General features: G+C 55.2%; 16 protein-coding genes and 1 pseudogene. 7 read left to right on the forward strand and 10 right to left on the reverse strand.

Annotation, left to right across the window (positions count from 1 at the left end):
* Window positions 1-317 precede the first annotated feature (317 nt).
* From HTT03_RS00170 to HTT03_RS00185, 4 genes are all read left to right on the forward strand, one after another.
* Window positions 318-3,590 carry a trifunctional glycoside hydrolase family 18/polysaccharide deacetylase/glycosyltransferase family 2 protein gene (locus HTT03_RS00170; RefSeq protein ID WP_174857905.1) on the forward strand — a complete coding sequence of 1,091 codons (3,273 nt, stop codon included), beginning with the start codon at window positions 318-320 and terminating at the stop codon, window positions 3,588-3,590.
* A gap of 569 nt (window positions 3,591-4,159) precedes the next feature.
* Window positions 4,160-6,127: a DUF3131 domain-containing protein gene (locus HTT03_RS00175; RefSeq protein WP_246253307.1), complete on the forward strand. Its 1,968-nt coding sequence runs from the start codon at window positions 4,160-4,162 to the stop codon at window positions 6,125-6,127.
* A gap of 397 nt (window positions 6,128-6,524) precedes the next feature.
* On the forward strand, window positions 6,525-8,420 hold the full coding sequence (locus HTT03_RS00180; RefSeq protein ID WP_174857907.1) for an acyltransferase family protein: 1,896 nt from the start codon (window positions 6,525-6,527) through the stop codon (window positions 8,418-8,420).
* A 715-nt stretch (window positions 8,421-9,135) separates the two neighbouring features.
* Window positions 9,136-9,327: a hypothetical protein gene (locus tag HTT03_RS00185; protein ID WP_174857908.1), complete on the forward strand. Its 192-nt coding sequence runs from the start codon at window positions 9,136-9,138 to the stop codon at window positions 9,325-9,327.
* Between the two features lie 421 nt (window positions 9,328-9,748).
* Here the strand turns inward: HTT03_RS00185 and HTT03_RS00190 are convergent, their stop codons facing one another.
* Window positions 9,749-10,540: an IclR family transcriptional regulator gene (locus HTT03_RS00190; RefSeq protein WP_343035580.1), complete on the reverse strand. Its 792-nt coding sequence runs from the start codon at window positions 10,538-10,540 to the stop codon at window positions 9,749-9,751.
* 201 nt (window positions 10,541-10,741) lie between these two features.
* On the opposite strand from HTT03_RS00190, the gene HTT03_RS00195 reads away from it, so the two are divergent.
* On the forward strand, window positions 10,742-12,256 hold the full coding sequence (locus tag HTT03_RS00195; protein ID WP_174857910.1) for an ABC transporter substrate-binding protein: 1,515 nt from the start codon (window positions 10,742-10,744) through the stop codon (window positions 12,254-12,256).
* Window positions 12,257-12,415: 159 nt separating this feature from the next.
* Window positions 12,416-13,525 carry an o-succinylbenzoate synthase gene (menC, locus tag HTT03_RS00200; protein ID WP_174857911.1) on the forward strand — a complete coding sequence of 370 codons (1,110 nt, stop codon included), beginning with the start codon at window positions 12,416-12,418 and terminating at the stop codon, window positions 13,523-13,525.
* 595 nt (window positions 13,526-14,120) lie between these two features.
* Here menC and HTT03_RS00205 read toward each other — a convergent pair.
* The 3 genes and pseudogenes from HTT03_RS00205 to HTT03_RS18530 all read right to left on the reverse strand — a co-directional run.
* A complete protein-coding gene (locus tag HTT03_RS00205) occupies window positions 14,121-15,554 on the reverse strand; it encodes a DUF4214 domain-containing protein (RefSeq protein ID WP_174857912.1) in 1,434 nt (477 codons plus the stop codon).
* Between the two features lie 632 nt (window positions 15,555-16,186).
* On the reverse strand, window positions 16,187-16,777 hold the full coding sequence (locus HTT03_RS00210; RefSeq protein ID WP_174857913.1) for a TetR/AcrR family transcriptional regulator: 591 nt from the start codon (window positions 16,775-16,777) through the stop codon (window positions 16,187-16,189).
* 193 nt (window positions 16,778-16,970) lie between these two features.
* Window positions 16,971-17,090, reverse strand: a pseudogene (locus HTT03_RS18530) (ATP-binding protein); the annotation flags it as partial.
* Between the two features lie 59 nt (window positions 17,091-17,149).
* Here HTT03_RS18530 and rraA point away from each other — a divergent pair.
* Window positions 17,150-17,647 carry a ribonuclease E activity regulator RraA gene (gene rraA, locus HTT03_RS00215; protein WP_217482685.1) on the forward strand — a complete coding sequence of 166 codons (498 nt, stop codon included), beginning with the start codon at window positions 17,150-17,152 and terminating at the stop codon, window positions 17,645-17,647.
* A gap of 19 nt (window positions 17,648-17,666) precedes the next feature.
* Here rraA and HTT03_RS00220 read toward each other — a convergent pair whose 3' ends face one another.
* The 6 genes from HTT03_RS00220 to HTT03_RS00245 form a co-directional block, all read right to left on the reverse strand.
* Window positions 17,667-19,163, reverse strand: coding sequence for a carboxypeptidase M32 (locus tag HTT03_RS00220; RefSeq protein ID WP_174857914.1), 1,497 nt, complete (start codon window positions 19,161-19,163; stop codon window positions 17,667-17,669).
* The gene (locus tag HTT03_RS00225; protein ID WP_174857915.1) at window positions 19,160-20,185 is read right to left on the reverse strand and encodes an ABC transporter ATP-binding protein; all 1,026 of its coding nucleotides are present in this window, start codon (window positions 20,183-20,185) and stop codon (window positions 19,160-19,162) included. Before HTT03_RS00225 ends, HTT03_RS00220 begins: the two co-directional genes overlap by 4 nt.
* Complete coding sequence (locus tag HTT03_RS00230) at window positions 20,182-21,147, reverse strand: ABC transporter ATP-binding protein (protein ID WP_174857916.1); 966 nt, start codon at window positions 21,145-21,147, stop codon at window positions 20,182-20,184. The genes HTT03_RS00225 and HTT03_RS00230 overlap by 4 nt, the downstream gene beginning before the upstream one ends.
* Window positions 21,144-22,076 (reverse strand): ABC transporter permease, encoded by a 933-nt coding sequence (locus HTT03_RS00235; RefSeq protein ID WP_174857917.1) that lies wholly within the window; start codon window positions 22,074-22,076, stop codon window positions 21,144-21,146. The genes HTT03_RS00230 and HTT03_RS00235 overlap by 4 nt, the downstream gene beginning before the upstream one ends.
* Entirely contained in the window at window positions 22,076-23,050 is a 975-nt protein-coding gene (locus HTT03_RS00240) for an ABC transporter permease (RefSeq protein ID WP_174857918.1), read from the reverse strand. Before HTT03_RS00240 ends, HTT03_RS00235 begins: the two co-directional genes overlap by 1 nt.
* Window positions 23,051-23,123: 73 nt before the next feature.
* Entirely contained in the window at window positions 23,124-24,695 is a 1,572-nt protein-coding gene (locus HTT03_RS00245) for an ABC transporter substrate-binding protein (protein WP_174857919.1), read from the reverse strand.
* Window positions 24,696-24,789: the final 94 nt, after the last annotated feature.

The following is a 24,789-nucleotide window of genomic DNA, read 5'->3' on the forward strand; positions in this document are numbered from 1 at the left end:
AGGCCCGACGGCCCCATTCCAACAGGAGCGGGATCAGCTCCTTAGGCAGGTCGCTCCTCATTGGAAGGCTTCATTCGGTTCTTTGCCTCACGCGCTTCTATGCGGGGGAGCGGAAGATGCGAATGTTCAAATCAAGCCATTGGAAAGAACCAGCCAAGAAGAGCGCAAAGAGGCAGCGTGGATACCATGAGCCTCGCATCAACCGAGGTCTGGCTGACCGCGTTTTTCTGGATCCCAGCCGCAAGAGAAAATCTCGCGTTCTCCTATCCGCCAGCACAGTTGCGATTGGGGTAGTTGCTTGGCTGATGCTCTTTGCCATGACCGTGGGCTCGGATGGGGGGCTGGAAGCCGCTTTGCCCGAACCCATCGGCGCGTTGAAAGGACGCACCACGGCATCAGACCCCCGTGCCTTTTCCTTGCGCCAAACAGATCAGAACCCCAATCTTGCGCCGATCGATCTTCACGCTCAGCAGGAAGCGCAGAAGTACCAGTGCTCTACAACTGGTAAGGAAGAAGGGTCACCTTCAGCGCCCAATCAAACGCAGAAAGTATTTGCAGTTGTACCTGCCGACCTTCCTTGGGCAGCCAAGTCCCTCGACGAAAGCTGTGGTACTCTCCATGTGGTTCTGCCCACATGGTTTCATCTGACAACCACAAAGGGCAGGGTCGAAGTGCGCGGCGTCACTGAAGAAACCCGCGATTCTCTGTGGGAATATGCGGCTCAGAACCCGTCCCTGAAAGTGATGCCCATACTTCAGATCGATCCGGCGACTTCGCGGCTTCTGACCACTGAGGGTGGACCTGAGACGGTCACAACAGCGCTTGGGAATTTTTTCAGCCTACAGCCAGCAGAAAACCCTGTGGAGGGTTTCTGCCTAGATGCAAGGCCGCTTACCTCTCTGCGAGAGAATGTATTCAGCACGCTCAGCCGCCAAGTCACCACAGACTTGAACGAACGAGAGCTGGCATCCTGCGTGAAGCTGCCCAGTAGTGCGTCCGATAGCCTGCTGGTCATTGCCAACCGCTTTTTTGATACCGTGATCGTTAATGGCTATCAGGAGTATTGGCTCGGATCTGCGCCCCAGCCCCTTGCCGACAAACATTGGTTTGATCGCCATATCGCATCGCTTCAAAGACACGTCGCGCCCGGCAAGCTTGTTATTGAGCTTGGCACGCATGCTGTCGATTGGATCTCTGGGCGCCCGCGCCCAGAGATCCAATCCTTCGCCAAGATAATGACTGCGCTTGCTGATCAAGAGAAGCAGCCGGAGTTTGCCGCTGCAGTAGGTAATACGCGCGCGAGCTATGTAGACGGCCAAGGCCGCCAGCACCGGACGTGGATGCTGGAGGCCGCTTCTGCGCATAACCAAATTCTGAACTTGCAGGACCGTGGGGTAACCGCATTTGGTCTTAGCGGGCTAGGCTATGAAGATCCGGGAATATGGGCGGTCATCGACCAAACCACACGAGGGCGCGGCCTTGAGCGCGAGAGCCTCCAAAATATCGTTTTGTCGAACTACGTGGAGCTTCTGGGGGACGGGCCCTTTGTGGCACCGGTCTCGATGCCCCAAGTGGGAAAGCGCCTGATAGAATTCACCGATACCGGCAAGATTTCGGCGGTCTCCTATGAGGCGCTTCCGCGAGCCAGTATCGTTCAACTCTATGGGGGAGGGGCGCCCAACCAAGTTGTTCTGACTTTTGATGATGGGCCGCATCCAAAGCATACACCCGCCGCCCTGGACATTTTGAAAGAGACCCAGACGCCGGGATCTTTCTTCGTTCTGGGCAACAGCGCAGTAGCTGCGCCGGATTTGGTTACGCGCATTCTGACAGAGGGGCATGAACTGGGCTCTCACACTTACTCACACCCGAACATGGGAAAGGTCTCGGCAGCCCGCGCGAAGGTAGAGATCAACTCTACACAGCTGCTGCTCAACGGCATAACAGGCAAAAACATGCGGCTTTACCGTGAGCCTTACATGCGCAGCGGAGGGCCGATAACCTCCAAAGAAGTCGCTTCTCTCATGCCTTTGGAGAAAGCAGGATACATTATCGCGGGCATGGATATCGTCCCCCGCGATTGGATCACGCAAACTGCCGATGAGCTTGCCGATGAGATCATCCGACAGGTGGAGATCAATGCCGGCGGTGTTGTTCTGTTGCATGACGGAGGAGGGGACCAAAGCCAGACCGTGGCGGCCCTACCGCGGGTGATCTCCGAACTCCGCGAACAGGGATATACATTCACCACTTTGGGAGAGCTCTTGGGTGCGCCGCCGGACCTGCTCATGCCCGAAGGGAGTCGCGTAACATCGACCTTCGGCAACATGTCTTTTCTGGCGATCGGAAGCAGTTGGTCTCTTCTAAAAATCGCGTTCTGGTCTGTCTTCGCCATCGGGATTTTCCGCTCGGTGGGTCTTTTGCTGCTGGCCACAAAGCGCAAACGCCATGTTACGTCTCCGACAAAAGACACGCCTTCCGTCACGATTGTCATACCTGCATACAACGAAGGGAAGGTCATCGAAAAATGTATCCGGGAGGCCCTCTACTCCGACTACCCCGACTTCGACATTATCGTTGTAGATGATGGTTCGACCGACAACACTTACGAGAAGGCGATCAGTTTCGCGCATCATCCGCTCGTGACCGTTCTGAGACAGCCCAATCGGGGCAAAGCCGCCGCGCTCAACGCAGCACTCAATGAATCCCAATGCGAGGTTTTGATCTGCATTGACGCGGATTCACAGATCGCACCTGATGCCGTCGGGCTGTTGGCAACCCATTTCGATGACCCTCAAGTGGGCGCTGTGGCCGGACGGGTCGTGGTCGGCAACCGCGGCAATCTCCTCACGCGCCTGCAGGCACTGGAGTATATCACGGCGCAAGCTGTCGAGCGCCGCGCCAAGGAATATCTCAATGCCATCACGGTTGTGCCCGGAGCGATTGGTGCATGGCGCGCCACGGCACTTATGGAAGCTGGCATTTTTTCTACCGAAACGCTGACCGAAGATGCCGATATGACAATGGCAATGCTGCGATCAGATTATCAGGTCATTTATGAAGACCGCGCTGTGGCCCTTACGGAAGCCCCCACACCCCTCAGGGCTTTGATGACCCAACGTCTGCGTTGGTCCCTGGGCATGATGCAGGCGGGTTGGAAACACCTAGGTGCCATAGGAGAACGCCGCAGCTTGGGTCTCGTGGCGCTTCCGGATTTGGCGATCTTCGGCTACCTGATGCCCTTCATCGCACCTCTGGCAGACCTGTTTCTCATACTTCTCCTTGTAGAGTTTTTCATGACCTTTGGAGCCACAGAACAGGATTACGCAGATCTTCTGACCAACCCATTGCTGATTGCATATCTTGCTTTGCCAGCGCTGGAAATTTTGAGCGCCGTTATCGCGTTTCGGTTCGACCCCAAGGAAGACCGAAGCTTGCTGCTTTTGCTCCCCTTGCAACGCGTTTATTATCGTCAGGTTCTCTATATTTGCGTGATCCAAGCCGTCTGGCGGGCGGCAACAGGATCCTTGGCCTCTTGGGGCCGCATGACCCGTGTGGGATACAGATTTGAGCAGGCGAAGCTGACGTGATCGCGCGACGAACATTCCTCAAGTGGGGCACAGCCGCTCCCATCGCTTTGGCTTTCCCAACAACTGGAGTCGCATCCAGTACGACGGTTCAAAATACACTTGTCGTGCTAGATGACCTGTCCCCGGGCACTGATCTCGCCCGAACCGCCATTGTTCTCGACGCACTGATGCGCAAAGGCCTGCCAGTGACCTGTGTGGTCGATCCGACACTTTTGGGGCAGAGCGCGCTGGAGACCGCCAACAGCACGCTATCAGCCGCGCTTCGGGGGCACCTTGAACGCACTCCTGGTCTGATCGAAGTTGTACCGCTTGTCCCAAACCTTGGACGCATGACGCCGTATTTTCAGGCCCGTGCAGCCTATGAGGCGGGGCGCTCGTTGCAGGAGGCTCTAGGTGGTAGCCTAGCAGGGGAACCCTTTGGGGCGGCTAGTCAAACCATTGCCTGCAACCTGGTCGATAGCCCCCTTGCGCCATCGGGCGTGCGGGCGGCGGGCATCCGAAATGTCCTAATGCGCCCTCCCAGGAGCACGGAGGTCAGACCTGAGGCTTGGAAAGACGGCGTGGCCAGAATGGTGGGCGGCCAAAGAGTGCAGCTACAGCAGGCGTCTAACCTCTACAGTCTTTCTCAGCCTCAATCTGTGGAACGCGTATACTATTTGTCTGCACGGGACTTCTCGGCAATTCCCATGGCGGCCCTTGAGGCGGCCGCCACAGCATTCGCATCACAAGCGCTCAGCCAAACGGGAGATCACTGGGTCAGCCCAATCCTTGCCTCCGACATCCAGTTCCGCGACGCCTACGCCTACCGACGAAACGTCGGGCTGCATTTTGTCCTGCCCCAAAATATCCGCGACCCAGACCGCAAAGTCCTAGCGACCTTTCGACAAGAGCTCATGGCTGAAGGAAAGCCCTCGAGCTTTGGCTTTGAGACCTCTTCAAGTCCTGCCGCCGGCTACTGGATCACTTTGCAAGAAACCTCCTCTTCAAGCGACCCTATCGACATCTTCAGACATACGCAGAAAACACCACCCACTCCCCCAAGCTCCGCTCCTGAGGGGGGCTACGGGATTGGCATAAAACTTGGGACCGCTCGTGAAGCCGGATTGACTGCGCAGAACATCCTGAACTTACCAGCAATCCCCATCCAAGATGCCCGCGACCTAAGAACCCCCTTAGGAGCAGCGGCCGGTACAGGGGACTGCGTTCTCGTCATTTCAGCAGATCTTGTGCAAAACCGAGCCCATCGGATTGCGCTGAAAAATGCCCTTGGTGAGATTGAGACGGATGGGATCTCCAATTTTGTGGCGCTTCCGGCCTATGTCAGGCGTATCGTGCCAACCGGCCCTTACATCACCCATCACCGCAGAACCCAGTCCTTCAATCTGCAAGTCACTGAAGCTTCGGGACAGCGAAGTGAGGAAGCACGCGCACAATTGCTGGCGGATGCCAAGGTGGCCTGGTCTTATTTCGAGAAATGGACCAACCCCCAAACTGGTCTTTGCCCTGCCACAGCGAGTTTTGCCCCTGGTCAGCGCAGGCTCCATGAGGCGGTCACGATGTGGGATGTAGGAAGCCACATCTTCGCGTTGATGGCTGCCGTCGACTTGGGCCTGATCACGCCCAAGAAGTTCCAAAGATCTATCAGGCGTATCCTGCCCAATCTGGCGGGGCGCCGCTCCCAAGGCCGACTTTTACCCCAAGGCTGGATCGCCACAGATAAGATCAAATGGGGAAATCGCAACTTTGATGGCTGTGATGCAGGCCGTCTCTTATCCGCTTTGTACAACCTCGAGATCCATCCCCTAGTGAAGGATCGCGCAGCATCGACGGTGGAGAGATGGGACCTACGGGACATCGTAAAAGATGGCATTGTCTACTCCGTCGAAAACGGCCAATTGGAAACCACCTTCCGATCACATTGCGCGCATTATGCCGCTTGGGCGTTTCGAACCTGGGGCATCGAAGTAAAATCACCCTATGAGGTTTTTCAGGGCCGAAGCCCCTCCGATGGTCAGATGGCACTGCTCGAAGTTTGTGGGCATATTGGCCCCCTTGGCGCGGAGCCCCTTCTAACGGAAGCGCTTGAGTTCGGTATGTCGCCGGAGTCGGCTTATCTCGCGGATGTGCTCTTTGCCGCTCAGCTCGACGAGTATAGAGAAACCGGACGGATGATCGCTGTGTCTGAGACACCGATCAACAGTGACCCCTGGTTTGTCTATCAAGGTCTTCAATTCGATGTCGCCGAAAGGGTTTGGGCCACCGACACCGTAGCCGGTTTGGATGCACATCGAACCGAAGAATTTCGAGAAGAGCACCTTTCGATCAGCTCTAAAGCAGCCTATCTGTGGGCATCTTACAGGGACCACCCATTCTGCGACAAGTTGCTATCCTTGGTGCGCGATAAGTCCAAAACGCCTTATGGCTTTGCTTCCAGCATCAATCAAAGAACAGGGGCTGCCAGCAAGACATATAGCGATATCAACACCAATGCCATCATCCTTCAATCCATCGCAGCGATGCTGAAGGCCGAGGCCTGACCCGAACACCGAAACAAAACTGCTGCAAGCTGAACCATCAAAATTCGCATACTGTGTTCCTTCAGCGGCCTGCTGAACAGTGTCCGACTGTCCCGCACGGATCTCGCTTCGCTATGCGAAGGCTCCGCTTAGCCTGCGCCACCCGCGGAGTGACGCCAACTGTTGGGACACTGCTCACAATATTACGCCACACATTAAAGGTTGAGAGCAGGTCGACATCAAGACTATAGCCCGCAAAAGCAAAAATCGTTGGAAGGGCATGACGCCGAGCGCGCCTCTAGGCCATCTCAAGGCCAAACACGACGCCAGCGGGGCAGGCCATCCTGCCGCACCTGTTTGGAAGTTTCTGTCGAGGTCCTTCGGGAAAAAGGCCTAATACTGCTTATGGAGCCCCATCATGGATCGTCGTTTGGACATTCAAGGCCTACGTGGCATTGCCGTAATTGCGGTGATCTTGTTCCACTTCGATATTCCGCCCATCTCAGGTGGCTTCATTGGGGTTGATATTTTCTTTGTGATCAGCGGTTACCTGATGACCGGGATCATTTTAGGTCAAATACAAGACGGTAGATTCGCCTATAGGGATTTCTGCATTCGGCGCATCAAGCGGTTGTTTCCGGCGCTTTTTGCCACAGCTGTCGGAGTGTTCCTTGCCGGGCTTACTCTATTCGCAGCGTTTGATTTTGAGCGGCTTTCAGCGGTGAGCATCCTTGCCCCCTTGGGGCTTTCAAACTTCTATTTTTGGGCTGAAGCAGGATATTTTGACGCGGACGCCATTCGCAAGCCGTTGCTGCACACATGGTCTTTAGCTGTAGAGATCCAGTTTTACCTGATCTGGCCTGTCTTGATGGTGTTGGGGGCGCGCCTTGGCCGTCTGGGTCCCGTTCTTTTGATTGTCGCGGTTGCCATATTGTCGTGCTTTGCAAGTCTTTGGTTCATGGGTGTCTCCCCGGTATCGGCGTTCTTCCTGATGCCGCTGCGCGGGTATGAATTCTGCTTAGGGGGCATGGCCTTTCTGGGGCAACCCTATGTGCCCAGATCAGCTTTGCTCAAGCACAGCTTATACGCGCTAGCCTTGGCGGTGGTGGTGGTCTGCTTTGTTGCCTATAATAAGCTGACGCCTTTCCCTGGCGTTGCTGCCTTGCCCGTTGTGCTGGCAACAGGGGTATTGCTCTGGGTAGGTACCGCGTCTTTTCTGTCTAAGGCCGTTTCCAACCGGGTGCTCTGTGCCTTGGGCGATGTCAGTTATTCTGCATATCTGGTGCATTGGCCGATTGTTGTCTTTGGTTTTTACATTCTTCAACGCCCGCCTGAACCTGCGGAAACGGCAGGATTACTGGCACTGGTCGCTCTTGGGACCGCCGCGCTATTCTTCATCGTAGAACAACCTTTGCGACGCGGTACACATGTCTTTTTGACCGCATGGCGGGCTTCAATTGCGGTGGTTATGGTCGCCTTTGCTCTGCCTTTGCATGCCTGGGGCACCGGTGGGTGGCCCGGACGCGGGCCTGATGCACTCTATTCGTTGAATACACTGGACATGGAAGCTATGGAGAAATTCTTGTGGCCGTATTTCCTAAATTTACAACGCCAACAGGACTATGCGGATGATCCACAGAACATACGGCCTAACGTGTTGATAATCGGAGACTCCCAAGCCGCCGATTACGTAAATGTTCTGGCCGCGCTGGATGCTGAAAAGACCGTTGACCTGATTACACGTTCTGTTTGGACCACTTGCAACATCCCATATCTGGCAGGGGGTATGTTGAAGACCTTCCTGGAGGAGGATAATCCTTATTCAATCAAAGACCCCAATTTGCTAACAAAGTGCCCCGAGATGATGGATCTTGCCACGTCCGGCCCTGCATTTGAGAAGGCGGATGCGATTGTGTTGGCCTTTGCATGGCGTGATGTATCACTAGCGGTGATGTCTGCCTCGTTTCAACAGTTGGCCGCCCGCACCGATGCGCAGATTTACGCGGTCAGCAACAAGACGTTCAAGCGTAGCCCCGTGCAACTCGCAAACCAGTTGGGCACTACCCAAGGCTTGAGTGGTTATGCCTATAAGAATATCCGTTCGTGGACACCGCCAACCAATGCTGTGATCGCTGCAGAACCTGAAGTCGAGATGATTGATATTCTGTCTATGCTTTGCGCTCAAAATGCGTGTCATATGCTGAACGATAAGGGCCGCCCCTTGCTCTGGGACGAGACCCACTTCACACAATGGGGTGTAGAGTTTGTGGCCGACAAAGGCGGGCAGGCCGGATTGATGCCATTTGTGAAGTAAGGGTTCTATTCTTCTCATGTCCCGTGCATATCGGTGACGCCGCCTGTAATCCCCACCTCCACACCCGCCGGAAACGGAATCATCGCCAATCCACCACTACCCGAAACCGGGCAAGCTCTCCGGCATCAAATGTGGTTGGCGAGACGACGCACTGTCCGTTCGGAAGGGCCGCCTCAACCCGACAGTCCGGAAGCAGTCTGGCCTTGATCGGATTAGCCTGCGATGTGAAAGGTTCCTTCGTCACTTGCCGTTACTATACTGCCGCCAAGTAGTCAGTAGTGACCCGGAAACACCATGCCGCCGCGCCATGGCTATCACTTGACGGTGGGCATTAAGCTTTCCTTCACATTGCACAGTTTGCACCATCGGGCCAATGCCGGCGACGACCAGTATCGGCGGCAGAAGTGACTTCGCCTTGAGGGGGGCTTATGTAGTCGGACGGACCATCGAATCGAGGCTGAAGGCAATCGCCGGATGTTGGCGAGACACTCACTCTTTTGGCATTTGAAATTGAGCGCCCTCGAACGGGTCTTTGTCCGAAAGCACCCTCATAACGAGAGCCAGATCATCTTGAAGTGCCATGGATCAACCTACAGGTGCGCACCGCCTTATTTATGCCTCGAAATCACCAAGCTTCCAGCCGCTCTAGCCGTATTCAGGCCATAGACGGAAAGTATCAATAGCTTCAGACGGTCATAACGAAAGGAATAGGCCAATGAAGTTTGCTCTAAAACTAAAGCGGTTTGCCCGCGACGAAGACGGTGCGGTTACAGTTGATTGGGTTGTGCTGACAGCCGCAGTGGTCGGCCTGGCAGTTGCAGTATTTTCCTCCATCGACACCTCTGCTACAGCGTTGAAAGAACAAATCGTATCGGACCTCAATAGTGTGAAAAAAGATACTAAGTAGGTCTTGTACTACTCTCGTAAGGATCAGGGCATGTTTCTCTCATACTAGGACGCAATTCCCTCCAAGGAGCGTCCCGTGCCCTGAAAGGCTACGCTATTCGGTTAGCGTAGCCTTTTTACGTTTAGTACGGGGTGTAGCAGAGCAGATCGCGAGCGGGATGGCCTCATGCTGGCGGCCTAAAGCGTTGTGGGGAGCTATCTGCGTAAGTATTCGGCGTGGTCAGCGGCATGGCACCGGTACATTTCGATGGGTTCTCGCAAGTTTTCGATGCCGAGTAGAGTGAATACAATGTTATTTTCGTTGTCGGGACTTTGAGGCCATCCTTAAATCCATGTGGTCTGGGCGCGATGGGGCCTCCGCTTTGGATCTTGCTCTACCTCCAAGAGGTTCTTCCAGCATCCACGAAGATCCTTGAAAGTTGTCACTCAGCACGCAAGGGATCCAAGATGCTATTGGCAGTAGTTGTCAAAGCGGGAACAATTTTTGTGGCTATCTGGTCTGGCTGCCAATTGAGTCTCGAAACCGAACACTGGACCGCAGCTACTGCGTATCCAGCTTGGTTGCGTATCGGGGCCGCAATACTGATTTCATTTACCATAGCTTGATCATAGGTAATCGAATATCCATCGCGGGCAGCCGAAGCGACGTCTTCAGCGATCCGGGTACGATCCAGGATCGTGGCCGGAGTGGCTGCGCGTAAAGGCCAATCTTGCAGAGCGCTGTCACGAGCATCTTTCTCCCACGTAGCCAACATCGCTCGGCCAGACGCTGTCCCGAGCGCGGGCAGCTTACTTCCAGCAATAGTTGCAGGAAATCTGGACTTCGTCGTCGGCAGGCGAAATACGTAAATAACATGAGCCTGCGTTAGGCGAGCCAGATTGACCGTTTCGCCTAATTCTCTCGACAAATCGATAAGTTTAGGCATTGCCAGAGCGACAAGGGGATCAGACCAGTAATAGGCGTTTGCGAGCTCAAGCCAGGCGAGGGACGGTCTAAAGCGTCGGCTTAACTCATCCTTATACAAAAAGCCCTCAAGGTAGAGTGTGTTTGCCAATCGCTGGACAGAGTTCTTATCGAGACCAGTTTTACGGACAAGTTCACTAAGCGCCAATTCAGTTTCACTCGAATCGAACGCGCGCAAGATCTTGAGGCCCTTAGCGAGAGACCCAACGAAGAGTGAGCTTGGGGGGTTGGGCATGCGCATTCCTAACATTTACGAACCAAGCAGTCGAAAGACTGTTCTTGACAGAAAAGAACAAGCATGGTTGCTTAAAGTTAAATACATTGTATCGAAGTTTAATACGATCGACAAGGCATGAGATTGAGGCTCTGCAAATGGTGTTTGTCCGTTACCGCCAAATGAGCGCACCGCATCTTTGTCGATCTAAAGAGCTAAAACGAAGGAGTACAATAAATGAATAAGCTGTCTTGCTTTCCCTTGACGTTAGCGATGTGCGCCGGCTTCACCCATATGGCCTATGCCGAAAAAGCTACGGACACTCTGAATGTCTCAATTGCTAAGTCTTTGGAAAGCCTAGACAGTTACTACAGCAACTCTCGCGAAGGCATGGTCATGAGCCGCGCGATTTGGGACAATCTGTTGTACCGCGATCCAGTCACAAACGAGTATACAGGAAACCTTGCGACAGACTGGCGGTGGATCGATGAAAAAACACTAGAGATCGACCTCCGTGAGGGCGTTGTGTTCCACAATGGTGAGACATTCGACGCCGACGATGTCGTGTTTACGATCAATTACGTTACGAACCCTGAAAACGGTGTTTTGTCGCAAAGCAACGTGAACTGGATGGAGGGCGCGGAGAAACTTGATCAGTATACTGTACGTATCAATCTAAACAAAACCTTCCCCGCGGCCCTTGAGTATCTTTCCGGCGCAGTCGCCATCTACCCAAATGAGTATTATTCACGAGTTGGCTCTGAGGGGATGAATGCCGAGCCCGTAGGAACCGGGCCATACCGAGTAAAAATGTCGGACCCAGGAAAAAGGTTTGTACTGGAGGCCTTCGAAGAACGCTTTGAAAGTCCAAAAAGAAACGCTCAGATCCAGACAATAGACGTTAGGGTGATACCTGATGTGAACGGCCAGCTTGCCGAGTTGTTTACAGGAAAACTCGATCTTGCGTGGCAGATCCCCACCGATATGGCAGAGCAGATGTCTGGTCGAGATGGGTTCGTGGTGAAAAATGAAAGCACTATGAGAGTAGCCTATCTTCCCATGGATGCAGCTGGGAGAACAGGTGCTGATAACCCGTTTACAAAGCTCAAGGTGCGCCAGGCCGTAAATCACGCCATCGACAGGCAAGCAATTGTGGATAATTTACTTAAGGGCGAATCCAAAGTCATTTGGACAGCCTGCTTCCCGAGCCAGTTCGGCTGCACAGAGGATGTAAAAACCTACCCCTACGACCCAGACAAAGCCAAGGAGCTGCTGGCCGAAGCGGGCTATCCGGACGGTTTTACTACAGACTTCTACGCTTATCGCGACCGTGAATATGCTGAAGCGATAACCAGTTATTTGAATGCTGTGGGTATCAAGACGAATTTCCGAATGCTGCAGTACTCCGCCCTTAGGGATTTGAATAGTTCGGGAGAGGTTCCGATCGGCTCGCTTACGTGGGGTTCGTCATCAATCAATGACGCCTCTGCGATGGTGAGCCATTTCTTCAAGCATGGAGGGCAAGATGATGCACGAGATGGTGCTGTTCTAGCCGCTTTGGAAGTCGCAGACAGTTCAACAGACCCCGCAGAACGCGAAAAGAATTATACAGAAGCGCTCAAGATTATTGCGGAGAAAGCCTACTGGGCTCCGCTATTCTCGTACAATACGAACTATATCATGACAGAAGAAGTTTCATACACACCGACGCCTGACGAAGTCTTGCGCTTCAACGAGGTTAGCTGGAATTAATTCATCTTTGCGCCTTAAGGAGATACCTGTCTCCTTAAGGCATTAATATCACTGCATGACCAAGGTTTTCATGTTTGATCAACGGCCTGATACGCATGCGGCAATCTTATATGATCCCTGATCAAGAAATAAGAAAATAAACCGACTATTGAGGTATCGATGTCTTCTTCCCTTACTATAGATAGTGCAGAGATTCGACTGATTGAGCTACCACTGCTCAATCCGTTCACGATCTCAAGCGGAACAATGTATAATAAAGTTTTTCCGTTACTTACACTACGCAGTGGCCATCTCGAAGGCTACGGTGAAGGGGTCATGGACCTTCTTCCGAATTATTTGGAAGACACTATCCCCGGCGCTTTAGATTTGGCTGAGAAAGCAATTCTTCCGAAAGCTATGGGAAAGAGCTTCGACAATCCAGCAATGTTTGCGGAGATGCTAGAACCCTGGCGCGGGCATTGGATGACAAAAGCCATGTTCGAAACGGCTTTTTGGGATCTTTGGGCGAAATCCCTGCAGCTACCTTTGAGCACACTTCTAGGAGGGCTCAGGCGGTCTGTGCCAGTGGGAGTGTCTCTTGGGATTGATGAAATCAATGCGACTGTTGAAAAGGCGAAAGCGCATGTCGCTCAAGGGTATCAGCGTATCAAACTAAAAATTAAGCCGGGCCATGACTTGGGTCTCGTTCGTGCTGTAAGGAAAGCGCTACCCGATACCCCCCTGACGGTTGACGCAAATACTGCCTATTCTCTCTCCGACATGAACCTGATGTATGCCCTTGATGAACTGAACTTAGACTACATCGAGCAGCCGCTCGCATATGATGATCTGCACGATCATGCCGCCCTACAAGCCAGATTGAGAACCGCTATCTGCCTAGATGAAAGCATCCGATCGGCAAAGGATGCACGGAAGGCCCTCGAAACAGACGCAGCGAGGGTTATCAACATCAAGGTAGGACGTGTTGGAGGCTTCAGTGAGGCCCTACGGATACATGATATTGCCGCTGCGTTTGACGTACCGGTCTGGTGTGGCGGCATGTTAGAGGCGGGTGTGGGCCGCGCCCACAACATTCATTTGGCAAGCCTCCCAAATTTCTCTCTTCCTGGCGATACTTCCAGCTCGAGCCGCTATTTCAAGACGGACATCGTTAACGAGCCGTTAGAAACTGAAAATGGCGTGATGCCCGTGCCGTCAGGCCCTGGAATTGGTGTGACACTCAACCGAGAATTCCTGAGCGCTTCAACCTCTTGGTCTATAGAGCGCTGACTGGAAGCTGCGCACGCAGCGCGGTGATATCTGATAGACCGTTTTTGGTCATGGTTGCTCTCCTCGGACAAAAGTCGCACACCAAACCTTAGCGGAAGAACAACCATGGCCGCCAAGCGACTTGCACGGGCCTCGCTTCGCTATGCGAAGGCTCCGCTCAGCCCGCGCTACCAGCGGGAGTTACACCAACTGTCGGGGCACTGCTCAGACCACAGGTGTATCTGTCCAAACCTAACGCGTTACCGGCCAGCTCCCAAGGCTAACGCGAGCGCGAGGCAAAGGCAGGCCGCCACAGCCAGCACCAGCAAATAAGATCCAAAAAATGCGATCATGATCACACCTATCCTACAGCGCGCTCAAAGGCGCAGAACGTCTATGAGGCGCAATAGGACCAAAATACATCCCCAAGACATGTGGCACCAGATTTATGGCGAGGTCTCGCCCAAAGTGATTAACCGTTTATGCTCTCGTAGCCGGCGCCAAGCCTACCAGAAGGCCGCATTTGCAAGGATTTATCCGAAATTAGTGAACTTGTGCAGCAAGGGAGAACTTTTGCCCTCCTGCGCCTCACTACGCCACCTGAAGGCGAGCGGCGTCAAAGCGCTCCCGCAAAAGGATCGTCCACCACACCAATAAGATTGAAGATGAACTGTCCGCTATTATCTGCAGAAGCAGCATCAAAGTAACGATCAATGCTGTCCTTCGCCGCCTCTACGTTTGAGGTGGCTTGATCGCCAAAGATGTTCAGGATTTCTTGGGCGTCCGACACATCTGACATGCCTTTGATGGCGGAAAAGTAGACACCAAGATCCGCTTTGTGGGAAAGATAGGTAATGTCGCCTCCTTGCGCGCCTCCTATGATACTAAGCACGAAGGTTGCCGGGGACAGGGACCCGTTACTCAGATGAGTGGTCCAAAAGTTAAATCCGGCCTGATCAGGTGTACGGCCCAAGACATTTGCATAGACTGCACTTACAAAACCGGACGTATCGCCTGTATTGGGGTACAGCGCTTTGGCTTCTGCGGATTGGGAAAAGTGGCTCGCGATGGTATGCATATCCATACCTTCCGCCAGTTTATCCGCCCAGAAGTATAGCCCCTCGGCATCGGCAGCACGTCCAAAGTAGGCGACATAGACTTTCGCCAAATCAGAAAACTTGGATGAGCTGAGCCGTGTCAGACTGGAGTAGTCTTCCAAGTCCATAAGGTGATCTGAAAACGCCAGCTGTTCTATGTCGATTAGGGTGTCTCGCCCTTCCGAGCCCTCCCGATCTGTGATGCGCGTCGCACTCTTACTGATCGTAAGAGTATAGCTCCCCCTGGCCCCCAAATAGGCGGCGGTATCAATCCCAGCACGCCCATCGATGGTATCGTTGCTACCACCACCAAACAAGAAATCCGCTTCAGCGCTTCCCCTCAGCGTGTTTCGGCCCGAGAAATCCTGACCTCGGCTGGGAGCAAGATCTCCTGCATATTTCGTCGTATCGATATCTGAATCCCACTCGGCCTTCCCCAATAGACCGCCGGCCGGAAGGTTGGTGAAATCGATCGTCAATGTTGTATAAAGGTCCCCCTGGGCAGGCCGCTCAACGAGATTCACCTCACCAGAGTACGTCGCTGTTACGCGGCCACCCATTTCTTCGAAACCCGGTGCCAGTCTGAATGGAAACCCGACATGTGATGTAGGTGTGTTACCACCAGCTGAGCCTTCACTGGCCAATGAGATGTCAAACACCGAACTGGCCGGGGACAGGTCGATCTCAAGAGATGCCAACCGCTTGCTGGCTGACAATTCATGGACACCAAAACTATAGGATAGCGCCACACTCTTACCGGCCGCCCCACCTCTCGTCCATTGGTCGAGCGCACGCCAGATCAGCTCTTCTGAAGTACCATCCGCGAAAATGGCCGTAACTTCGGCCCCTGCCAAGTCAACGCCACGCGATACGGTATCTTCTCGAATACCAAAAACAGTTTCATGGGCGTCTCGCCGATTTGTCGCGATGTCAATTTTGGTTCGTGGGGGCACCAATTTCTCCAGCCTTAAATGCGTCTAAGCGCTTTTCTCTAAAGACCGCAGTCCGTAAAGCACGCTTTGCAGCTACCTAAAGTCAGAGCTGCCTCTACAGGCACCACCACAATATGCCATTAACAGGACGGAAAGCAGTCGAAAATAGGGCTTTAGCGCTCGAATGACGCAATGACCAACTTTGGCACTCCCCGCCCACCGCGAATAGTGGGATAGATCTCACACCAGACCATGGTGCCTAGTGCATTTTTGAAGGCGGGACATCTTTGGTACTTGCATGATGGATGAAGTACGCGCGAGCCTCATCTATGAGCCCAAAACGCTCGATGTATTTCACAAGAACCTTCTCAAGCAACTCTATCCGTTCTGGATCACTCAACTCTCTACCCCTCACAGCAAAACATTGATGCGGGCATATCCGTCGGCCCGCGTCAGGTTATAAAGCCATATATACTATCATAGGGTTAAAATCTGGGAGGAAGCTCTTTGATCGGGGCGGCACCGTGAGAGTCCGGGCTTTCTTCACTCAAGTAAATTCAAGCCCTCGAAACCTCGTACACCGGTATAGGCGCAGGAATTAGCGCTTCTGTTAAAAGTTACTAGATAGCGCAGTACGTTCAGGGGAATTGCTCCTAGGTTTGTTCAATCCCACCAAGAAATATGTCCCAAATTCTATCGAACACATTCTCAGCTGATGCGCCGTCCACTGCGCACAGCATAGGGGTCCGATTGAGCGCATCATATAAAAGTCGAGTAAAGATAGTTAGATCGACATCTCGGATGAGACCTTGATGTAGCGCTTCATCAAGAAGTATCCTTATGCTATCCATGTCATTCCTCAAGAGTATCGCCGCCTCTGGAATTTGCATGAGAAAATCAAAGCTATAAGAGATTATCTTGCCGGGCCGCATGCTCACCGTTGCGAGGGCATAGCTGCGGGCCTTCGCCTTCAACTTAAGCAAAGGATCATCCAGCCCTGCCATCTCCCGCGCCGCTTTGCGGTTCATTTTGTCGAGCGCCTTTTGAAGGACGGCTACAACAAGGTCGTCCTTGTCCTTGTAATAATAGTAGAGGCTTGCTCTTGTAACGCCTAGTTCAGCGCCAATTTGGTCTAGGGTAGTTGCTGCTATACCCTGTCTTGCAAAGAAAATTTCGGCCAACTCAAGGATGGCTTGCCGACGCAGTTCCTGCCTTCGATCTTTGCGGGACGTCATAAACGACATGACCTTTCATAGTGAACTTGGAAAACTGCAGCAAAGTGGCCTTTAACCACTCTGGTTGCAACCTGTACAAGAATATATCGCGACAGCAACTAAGGTCTTGTCACAGAACAGCGCCCAGGCCTGTTGATTGTCATTGAGAACTGACCCGGTATTTTCACCGAGATTTGACCCACCCTCAGTTATGCGTCGTGGTTTATGACGCGGTCAATGTTTTGGTCTCCTTTCCTGTTTTCTTTGCAGCCTCAGCGCTGGCCTTGAAGCGGTAGCTATCGTTTCCAGTCTCGAGGATGTGGCAGCGGTGGGTAAGCCGATCGGGGTTTGATCTTCGCCCCCGCGCGGGCCACAAATGACAGGCCATAAGGAGCCCTCCAGATGACCCAACCCGTGATCGTGACCCCTGATCTTTATGACCTATACCACACCGACCTACAGGTCTGCGCGCTCCAGTTCCGCCAGTTTGGCAGGCCGCTGAGCTACTTTGGCCCATGCCAGACGCTCTCAACATTCGAGGACCACCGCCCGGTGCTGCGCGCGCTTGAGCAGCCTGGCGCGGGTCGTGTGCTGGTCGTCGATGCAGCCGGGTCGATGCGCGTGGGGGTGATGGGGGACCGATTGGCGGAAATCGCGGCACGCAACGGCTGGCGTGGGGTAGTGATCAACGGGGTGATCCGTGACAGCCGGGGGATTGATGCGCTGGAGATAGGCGTTCATGCGCTCGGCACCACCGCCCGGCGCGGTAATACACCAACCGAAGGGCGGATGGGCGTGCGCGTCAGCTTTGGCGACATTACCATAAAACCCGGCGATTGGGTCTATGCGGACGCGGATTGCGTTATCACCGCCCCGCGCGAACTGTCTCTGCCAGCGTGACTCAGCAAGGGCGCTAAACCTATTCGGCGAACTTTCCCCGAAGATAAGCAAGGTAGGACGTTGGGTCATAAGCCTCGGCTCCGATACCGCCGAGTATCTCCGCCCGGCTGCACGACCGCCCGTGCTGCCAAACTAAATCGCCAAGTGCGGCCTGCACCGGCGCATAGTCGCCCGAAATCACCCCCTCGCGCACGGCGGGTCGCGTCTGATCCAGATGCGCCATGATCTGTGCCGCGGTCGAATTTCCCAGCGTATAGGTCGGGAAAGACCCGATATAGCCGTGCGACCAATGCACGTCCTGCAAGCACCCCATGCCATCGTCCGGCACATCTAGTCCCAGATCGGACTTCATCGCCGCGTTCCATGCCTCGGGCACATCTGCAACGTCCAGCGAGCCGTCCATCAGTGCCATCTCGATCTTCACCCGCAGCATGATATGCAGATCATAAGTCAACTCATCCGCCTCGACCCGGGTAAGACCCGGCGAGACGCGGTTAATCGCGGCGACGAACTCGTCCTCGCTAACGTCGGAGAGTTGTTCGGGGAAGGTGTCACGCAGCCGCCCGTAATGCACCGCCCAGAACGCCGGCGTGCGGCCAATGTGGTTTTCCAACAGGCGCGACTGACTTTCGTGCATGCCAAAACTGGTGCCCGCGACAGCGTATAGCCCAATCATATCCGTCGCATGCGCCCCGCGTGTCAGCGCCGGGGCTGCGCCCATCTCATAAAGCGCGTGGCCCGCTTCGTGGATCGTGCCGAAGATCGACATCGGCAGGTAATTTGGGTTCCAGCGCGAGGTGATCCGCACGTCGTTGCGCGTCATGGAAATCTCAAACGGATGCACTGCCGTATCAAGCCGCCCGCGGGCCATGTCATAGCCAAGTGCTTCGGCAATATAGGCACAGAAGGCTTGCTGGTCCTCTACCGGATAATTGCGGAACAGGAAATCACTGCGCGGGGCAGGGCAGGCCAAGACGGCATCCAAAATAGGGCGAATACCATCGCGCAATTGATCGAAGAAACTGGTGAGTTTTGCCGCCGTTGCCCCCGGTTCAAACACATCGGCCATAGGATCATAGGGATGATCGTCATAGCCAAGCGCCTGCGCCTTCTCGCGCGCCAGATCGACGATACTCTGCAGATGCGGTTGAAACAGCGCGAAATCGCCGGTCCGTCGCGCCTCGGTCCAGGCAGCCCCGGCGGTGATCGACTGTTCGGCCTGTCGACGCAACAGATCAGCGGGGATGCGGCCGTGATGGGCGCGCGCATCCTGCACCGCAAGCGCAGCGCGGCGATCGAGGTCGGATGGCTTCCCATTCAGCATAGCCTCGGCAGCTTCGCCCATGCCGGGGTCCAAAATCATCTCGCGCGCGATTCCCATCAAGGTGGCAATCTGATGGCCGCGGGTTTCGGCTCCGCCTGCGGGCATCATCACCCGCGCATCCCAGTTCAGCAGGTTCACCGAAACCAGCACATCGTTCAACCGTGCCACCCGGGTGTTCAAGGAATGGCTCATGCGGTGGCTCCAGTCTGCGTGCCGGTGCCACCATCCTGTAGGTGGCAGGCGACGCTGCGGTTGTCGGATGGGGTCACAAGGCGCGGCACTTCGGCCTTGCAGCGCGGCCCGGCCAACGGACAGCGCGGATGAAAGGCGCAGCCCTTAGGCGGGTTGATTGGGGAGGGGATCTCGCCCTTGATCGGATGAAAACGCGCGCGCCCCGTGCCGAGCGTCGGGACCGAGCCGAACAGCGCCTCGGTATAGGGGTGCAATGGTTTGGCGTAGAGTTCATCCGCTGGCGCGGTCTCAACCACGCGGCCTAGGTACATGATCGCGACCCGGTCGCAGACATGGCGCACGACCGAGAGGTCATGGCTAATAAACAGCGCCGTCAGATCCAACTCGCGCCGCAGCTTCATAAAGAGATTAAGCACCTGCGCCTGAATGGACACGTCGAGCGAGGCCACGGCCTCGTCCAGCACCAGTAGATCTGGCTGCATTGCCAAGGCCCGCGCAATGGCGACCCGCTGACGTTGCCCACCTGAGAACTGATGTGGCAGACGGTTGGCATAGGCACCCTCAAGCCCCACCTGTTCCAGTAGGCTGCGCACCCGTTCCTGCACTTCACGCGCCGGGATCAGCCCGTGAATACGTGGACCTTCGGCAATGATCTCGCCCACCTTCATGCGCGGATTGAGGCTGGCAAACGGATCTTGGTGGATCATCTGAACGCGCGTCGTCAGTTTTTCAACATTTCCGCGATGATCACGTGCCACCGGCTTACCTTCGAGCGTCACCGTACCCTCAGTTGGCGCATAGATGCCAGAAACGACGCGGCCCATGGAAGATTTTCCACAGCCGGATTCTCCAACGATGCCGAGCACCTCGCCACGCGCCACGCTCAGTGTTACATCATTGACCGCATGCACAGTCTGGGTCGAATTTCGGCCCGTGAGCTTATCGATTCCGCTAACTATCGGCCCCGGCTTTCGGGTGAACCGCTTAGAAACGCCGTCGATTTTCAGGATGGGATCGGTCATGTGGCCTCAAGCGGATGGTGGCACAGAACGGAATGTGCCTCGGTTCCAGTATTATGTGGGAACGACGCGCAAATGTCGGTCGCACGCGGACAGCGCGAACGGAACGGACAGCCCGACGGCAGGTTCACCAGTTGCGGGGTCGAGCCGGGGATCTGCGGCAGGTCTTGACCCGGCTCATGTAAGCCCGGCACCGAATCGATCAGCCCACGCGTATAGGGATGGCGTGGGTTAGCAATGACTTGCTCGGCCGTCCCGCTTTCGACGATGCGGCCTGCGTACATCACTGCGATATCGTCTGCGAGCGATGAGACCACGGCGAGGTCATGGGTCACCCAGACAATGGCGGTGCCGATGTCATCGGCCAAACGTCGCACCTCGGCAAGAATTTGGCCCTGAATCGAGACATCAAGTGCGGTGGTCGGCTCGTCGGCGATGATCACTGCTGGTCGGTGCAACAGTGCGGTCGCAATCGCCACCCGCTGGCGCATGCCGCCTGACAGCTGATGCGGATAGGCCTGCAATCGTTCCCGAGGTGCTGGGATGCCGACGATCTCCAAAGCTTCGCGGGCGCGTTCCCATGCGGCGGCTTTGTTGACCTTATCATGCACCCGCACTGCCATCGCCATCTGATCGCCAACGCGCAGCACGGGGTTCAGGGTCATCATCGGGTCTTGAAACACCATCGATACGGCGCGGCCGCGCATCTTGCGCTGCTCTTCGGTACTCATCTTGCGCATGTCGGCACCCTGTACCATGACTTGCCCGCCGATGATTCTGCCCGGCTCGTCAATCAGTCCCATGATGGAAAAGCCTGTAACGCTCTTACCCGAGCCGCTTTCGCCTACCAGGCCGAGAATCCGCCCTGGCTGGACCGAAAAGCTCACGTCGTTCACGGCTGTCACCGCGCCCTTGCGAGTGCTGAATTGCGTGGTCAGTCCCTTGACCTCTAGTGCGGCACTCATCGGCTGTTCCTCGGATCGAGTACTTTGCGGACTTGATCGCCCACAAGATTGATTGCAACTACGGTCACCATCAGAGCCAATCCGGGATAGATAGACAGCCAGTAGCGGTCCGAATGGATGTATTTGAATCCGTTAGAGATCAACGATCCCAGCGAGGGTTCGGTCAGCGGCAGCCCCACGCCAAGGAAGGACAGCGTTGCCTCCAGCGCGATGGCGCTTGCCACCTGCACCGTAGCCACAACGATCAGCGGGGGCAGCACATTGGGCAGGAGGTGTTTAAACAGCACACGGTGCGTCGGCAAAGGTGTGGAGCGGGCGGCCTCAATATAGTCCTTGCCGCGTTCGACCTTCGCGGCGCCATGAGTGGTGCGGGCGAAATAGGCATATTGGGCGACGACGAGTGCGAGAATGATCTGGCCAATCCCCTGACCCAGCATCGCCACCAGAACCAGCGCCAGCAGAATTGCGGGCATCGAGAGTTGCAGATCAACGATCCGCATTAGCAAAGCTTCGATCCGCCCTCCGAAATAGGCCGCCGTCAGCCCCACAACGATGCCAACCAGCAGCGCACAGGCGCCCGCGGAGAGACCGATCACAAAGCTTGTGCGCAGCCCGTAAAAGATCGCCGAAAGCATATCGCGGCCTGCGTTGTCGGTGCCTAGCAGATGGGTATAGCCCCCCGACCCTTCGGTGCCGGGGCGCAGGAAAGCGTCGAGCCAATCAAGCATCGCCATATCATAGGGATCTTGTGGCGACACCAGCGGCGCGCCGAAAGACAGAAATAGCAGAACAGCGATGACGGTTAAGGCGCCCACAGCCACCCAAGACTCGCGAAAGTCGGACCAAAAGTTGCGCAGCCGCTTGGCGCGGGTTTCCACAGGGGGGGCCGAGGGCACGGCGGCGATATTTTCAGCGATAATCTCGGACATCATGCGCCTCCTTTCAGACGGACGCGCGGGTCCAGACGAGCATAGACGAGATCAACCACAAGGTTGATGAGGACAAAGAGGATCACGACCATGATGAGGTAAGAGACCATCACCGGGCGGTCGAGTTGCAGGATCGAATCAATGATCAGCTTGCCGACACCAGGCCAGTTGAACACGCTTTCAGTTACCACGGCGAAGGCCAGCGTCGAGCCAAGCTCAAGCCCCAGCACCGTCACGATCGGAATCGAGATGTTGCGCAAAATGTGGCTGAAAACGATCTGCCGGTCCGGCAGTCCTTGGGCGCGGGCGAATTTGACGTAGTCGGTGCCCATCGCCTCAACCATTCCAGCGCGTGTGAGGCGGATCATCAGGCCCATCTTGAACAGAGACAGGTTAATCGCGGGCATGATCACATGGCTCCAGCCATCCAGGGTGAAGAGCGAGGAGGACACGCCAAGGAAGGTCGCCTCATCTCCTCGTCCTCCCGATGGCAACCAGCCTAGCTCAACGGCAAAGCCCATAATCAGTAGCATGCCGATCCAGAAGGTCGGGACCGAAAAACCAAGCACCGAAAGCGCCATGACGAGTTTCGCACCAAAGCTGTCGGGGCGATACCCGGCCCAGAGACCAGCAGGAATGCCCACGCCCACGGCGATCAGGACCGAGACGGCGACAAGCTCAAGCGTAGCTGGAAAGCGGGAGAAGACCAGATCGACGACCGGTATGTTATAGACCATCGAAGTGCCCAGATCGCCCGCGAAGACATTGCGCAGGAAGGTCCAGTATTGCACGACCAAGGGCTGATCGAGGCCGTATTGCGCGATCAGCTTTTCGCGGATCGCCTGCGTGGCACCAGGGTCGATCATCACGTCGATCGGATTGCCGATGGCGAAGACCCCGACGAAGACAATGACCGACATGGCAAAAACCACGACAATGGCCTGTGCAATTCGGGTGATAAAGTAGCTGAGCATTCGACCTCGCCCATGAGAGCAAAAAGGGAAGGCGCCCGCCAGCAAAGCTGCGGGCGTCCGGGTTGGTGAGGCCTTATTCGACCGGTTTGATCGCGTAAGTGCGGGTTTCTTGGTCCACCCGTGCGGTCATGTCGATGGTATCGGCATTCGCCGCCCATACAGTCTGCAAGATCACCGTTGGGATCAGCGCGCGGTCATCCATCGCAATGAAAGACGCCTCTTCGTAGAGCTTCTTACGCGCTTCTGGTTCGAGGGTCTGAGAGCCTTCGCCAAACACTTTGTCAAACTCAGGGTTGGAGTAGCCCGAACGGTTGAAGTTACCAAACCCTTTCTCGGCGTCCTTTGTGTGAACCAGCGCACCATAGGTATAGGCTGCCTCACCGGTCAGCGTGCCCCAGGCGGACATGGTCATCGTGTATTCCTCTCGCGCGGCAGCGGGGAAGAACACGGTACCGTTAAGCGCCTGCGCGTTCACGGTCAGACCGAGACGCGACCACATCTGCGCCAGGGCCTCGCAGACCACGGCATCGCCAGGCACGCGATTGTTGGTGCAAGTGAAATCAATCTCGAAACCGTCCGGGTAGCCGGCCTCGGCCAGCAGCTCCTTGGCTTTCTCAATGTCATACTCACGCTTGCCCAGCTCCGGGCTGTAGCCGAAGAAGCCTTCCGGCATCAATTGATTGGCCGGGGTGCCGAGACCTTCAAGCACCACGTTCACCAGCACGTCACGGTTGATCGCTAGATCGAGCGCTTTCCGCACACGCAGGTCTTGCAGCGGGTTGCCCTCAACCTCTTCGCCGTTGACTTTGATCGGCTGAGGTTCTTCGTCCTTCACAGAAGGCGCGATGTTCAGAATGTAAATGGAATCAGAAACGAAAGTATCAATTTCGTCGTCGTTTTTCATCGCGAGATAATCGGACGCGGGGACGTAGTTGATCAGATCAACTTCGCCGGAGCGCAGAGCCGCAACACGCGAAGTATCTTCTGGGATCTCGCGTCGTGTGACTGTTTCCCAAGCGGTTTCTCCGCCCCAGTAATCATCGTTGCGCTTAAGGACTAGATCGCCTTTGGGCTGCCAGGATACGAATGTGTAAGGGCCGGTACCGATGGCCTTCTCGCCGGAGTTGAATTCTTCGTTGCCAGCCTCCATGCCGGTCTCAGAAGGCACAACGAACAATCGAGTAAAGTCATTCGGCAACGAGGGGGCCATGCCTTTGGTCTTTACATGCAATGTATAGTCGTCGACCACTTCAACACTGTCTACATATTTGGTGTAGAGGGTCATTGGCATCGGGCCGGTAACCTCGGGGATACGCTCAATCGAGAACTTCGCATCTTCGGCTGTGAAGTCGGTACCGTCATGAAATTTCACGCCTTCGCGCATCTTGAATTCCCATGTGGTGTCGTCGATCGGCTCCCAGCTCACGGCGAGGCCAGGCTTGAGCTGCAGTTTTTCGTCAACGTCCACAAGCGTATCAAACACATGGCGCAGCGCCTCTGCCTGCGACCCCAGAGTTGACCAATGCGGATCAATGGAATCTGGACCTGCACGCAGCCCGACCACGAGGTCAGCCGCCATAACCGCCGGGGCAGCCGACGCCAGCGCTAAGGCCGCTACGGCTGATTTCAAGGTAAGTTTAGTCATTGGTCATCCTCCATGTGTTATATCTTGCAGTCACACTAGACCGCTATTTTTAGAGCGGTCAACATTTAAATGTAACAATATTGCGGGATACCCC

The sequence above is a fragment of the Sulfitobacter maritimus genome (genome assembly GCF_013346665.1).
Lineage (GTDB): Bacteria > Pseudomonadota > Alphaproteobacteria > Rhodobacterales > Rhodobacteraceae > Sulfitobacter > Sulfitobacter maritimus.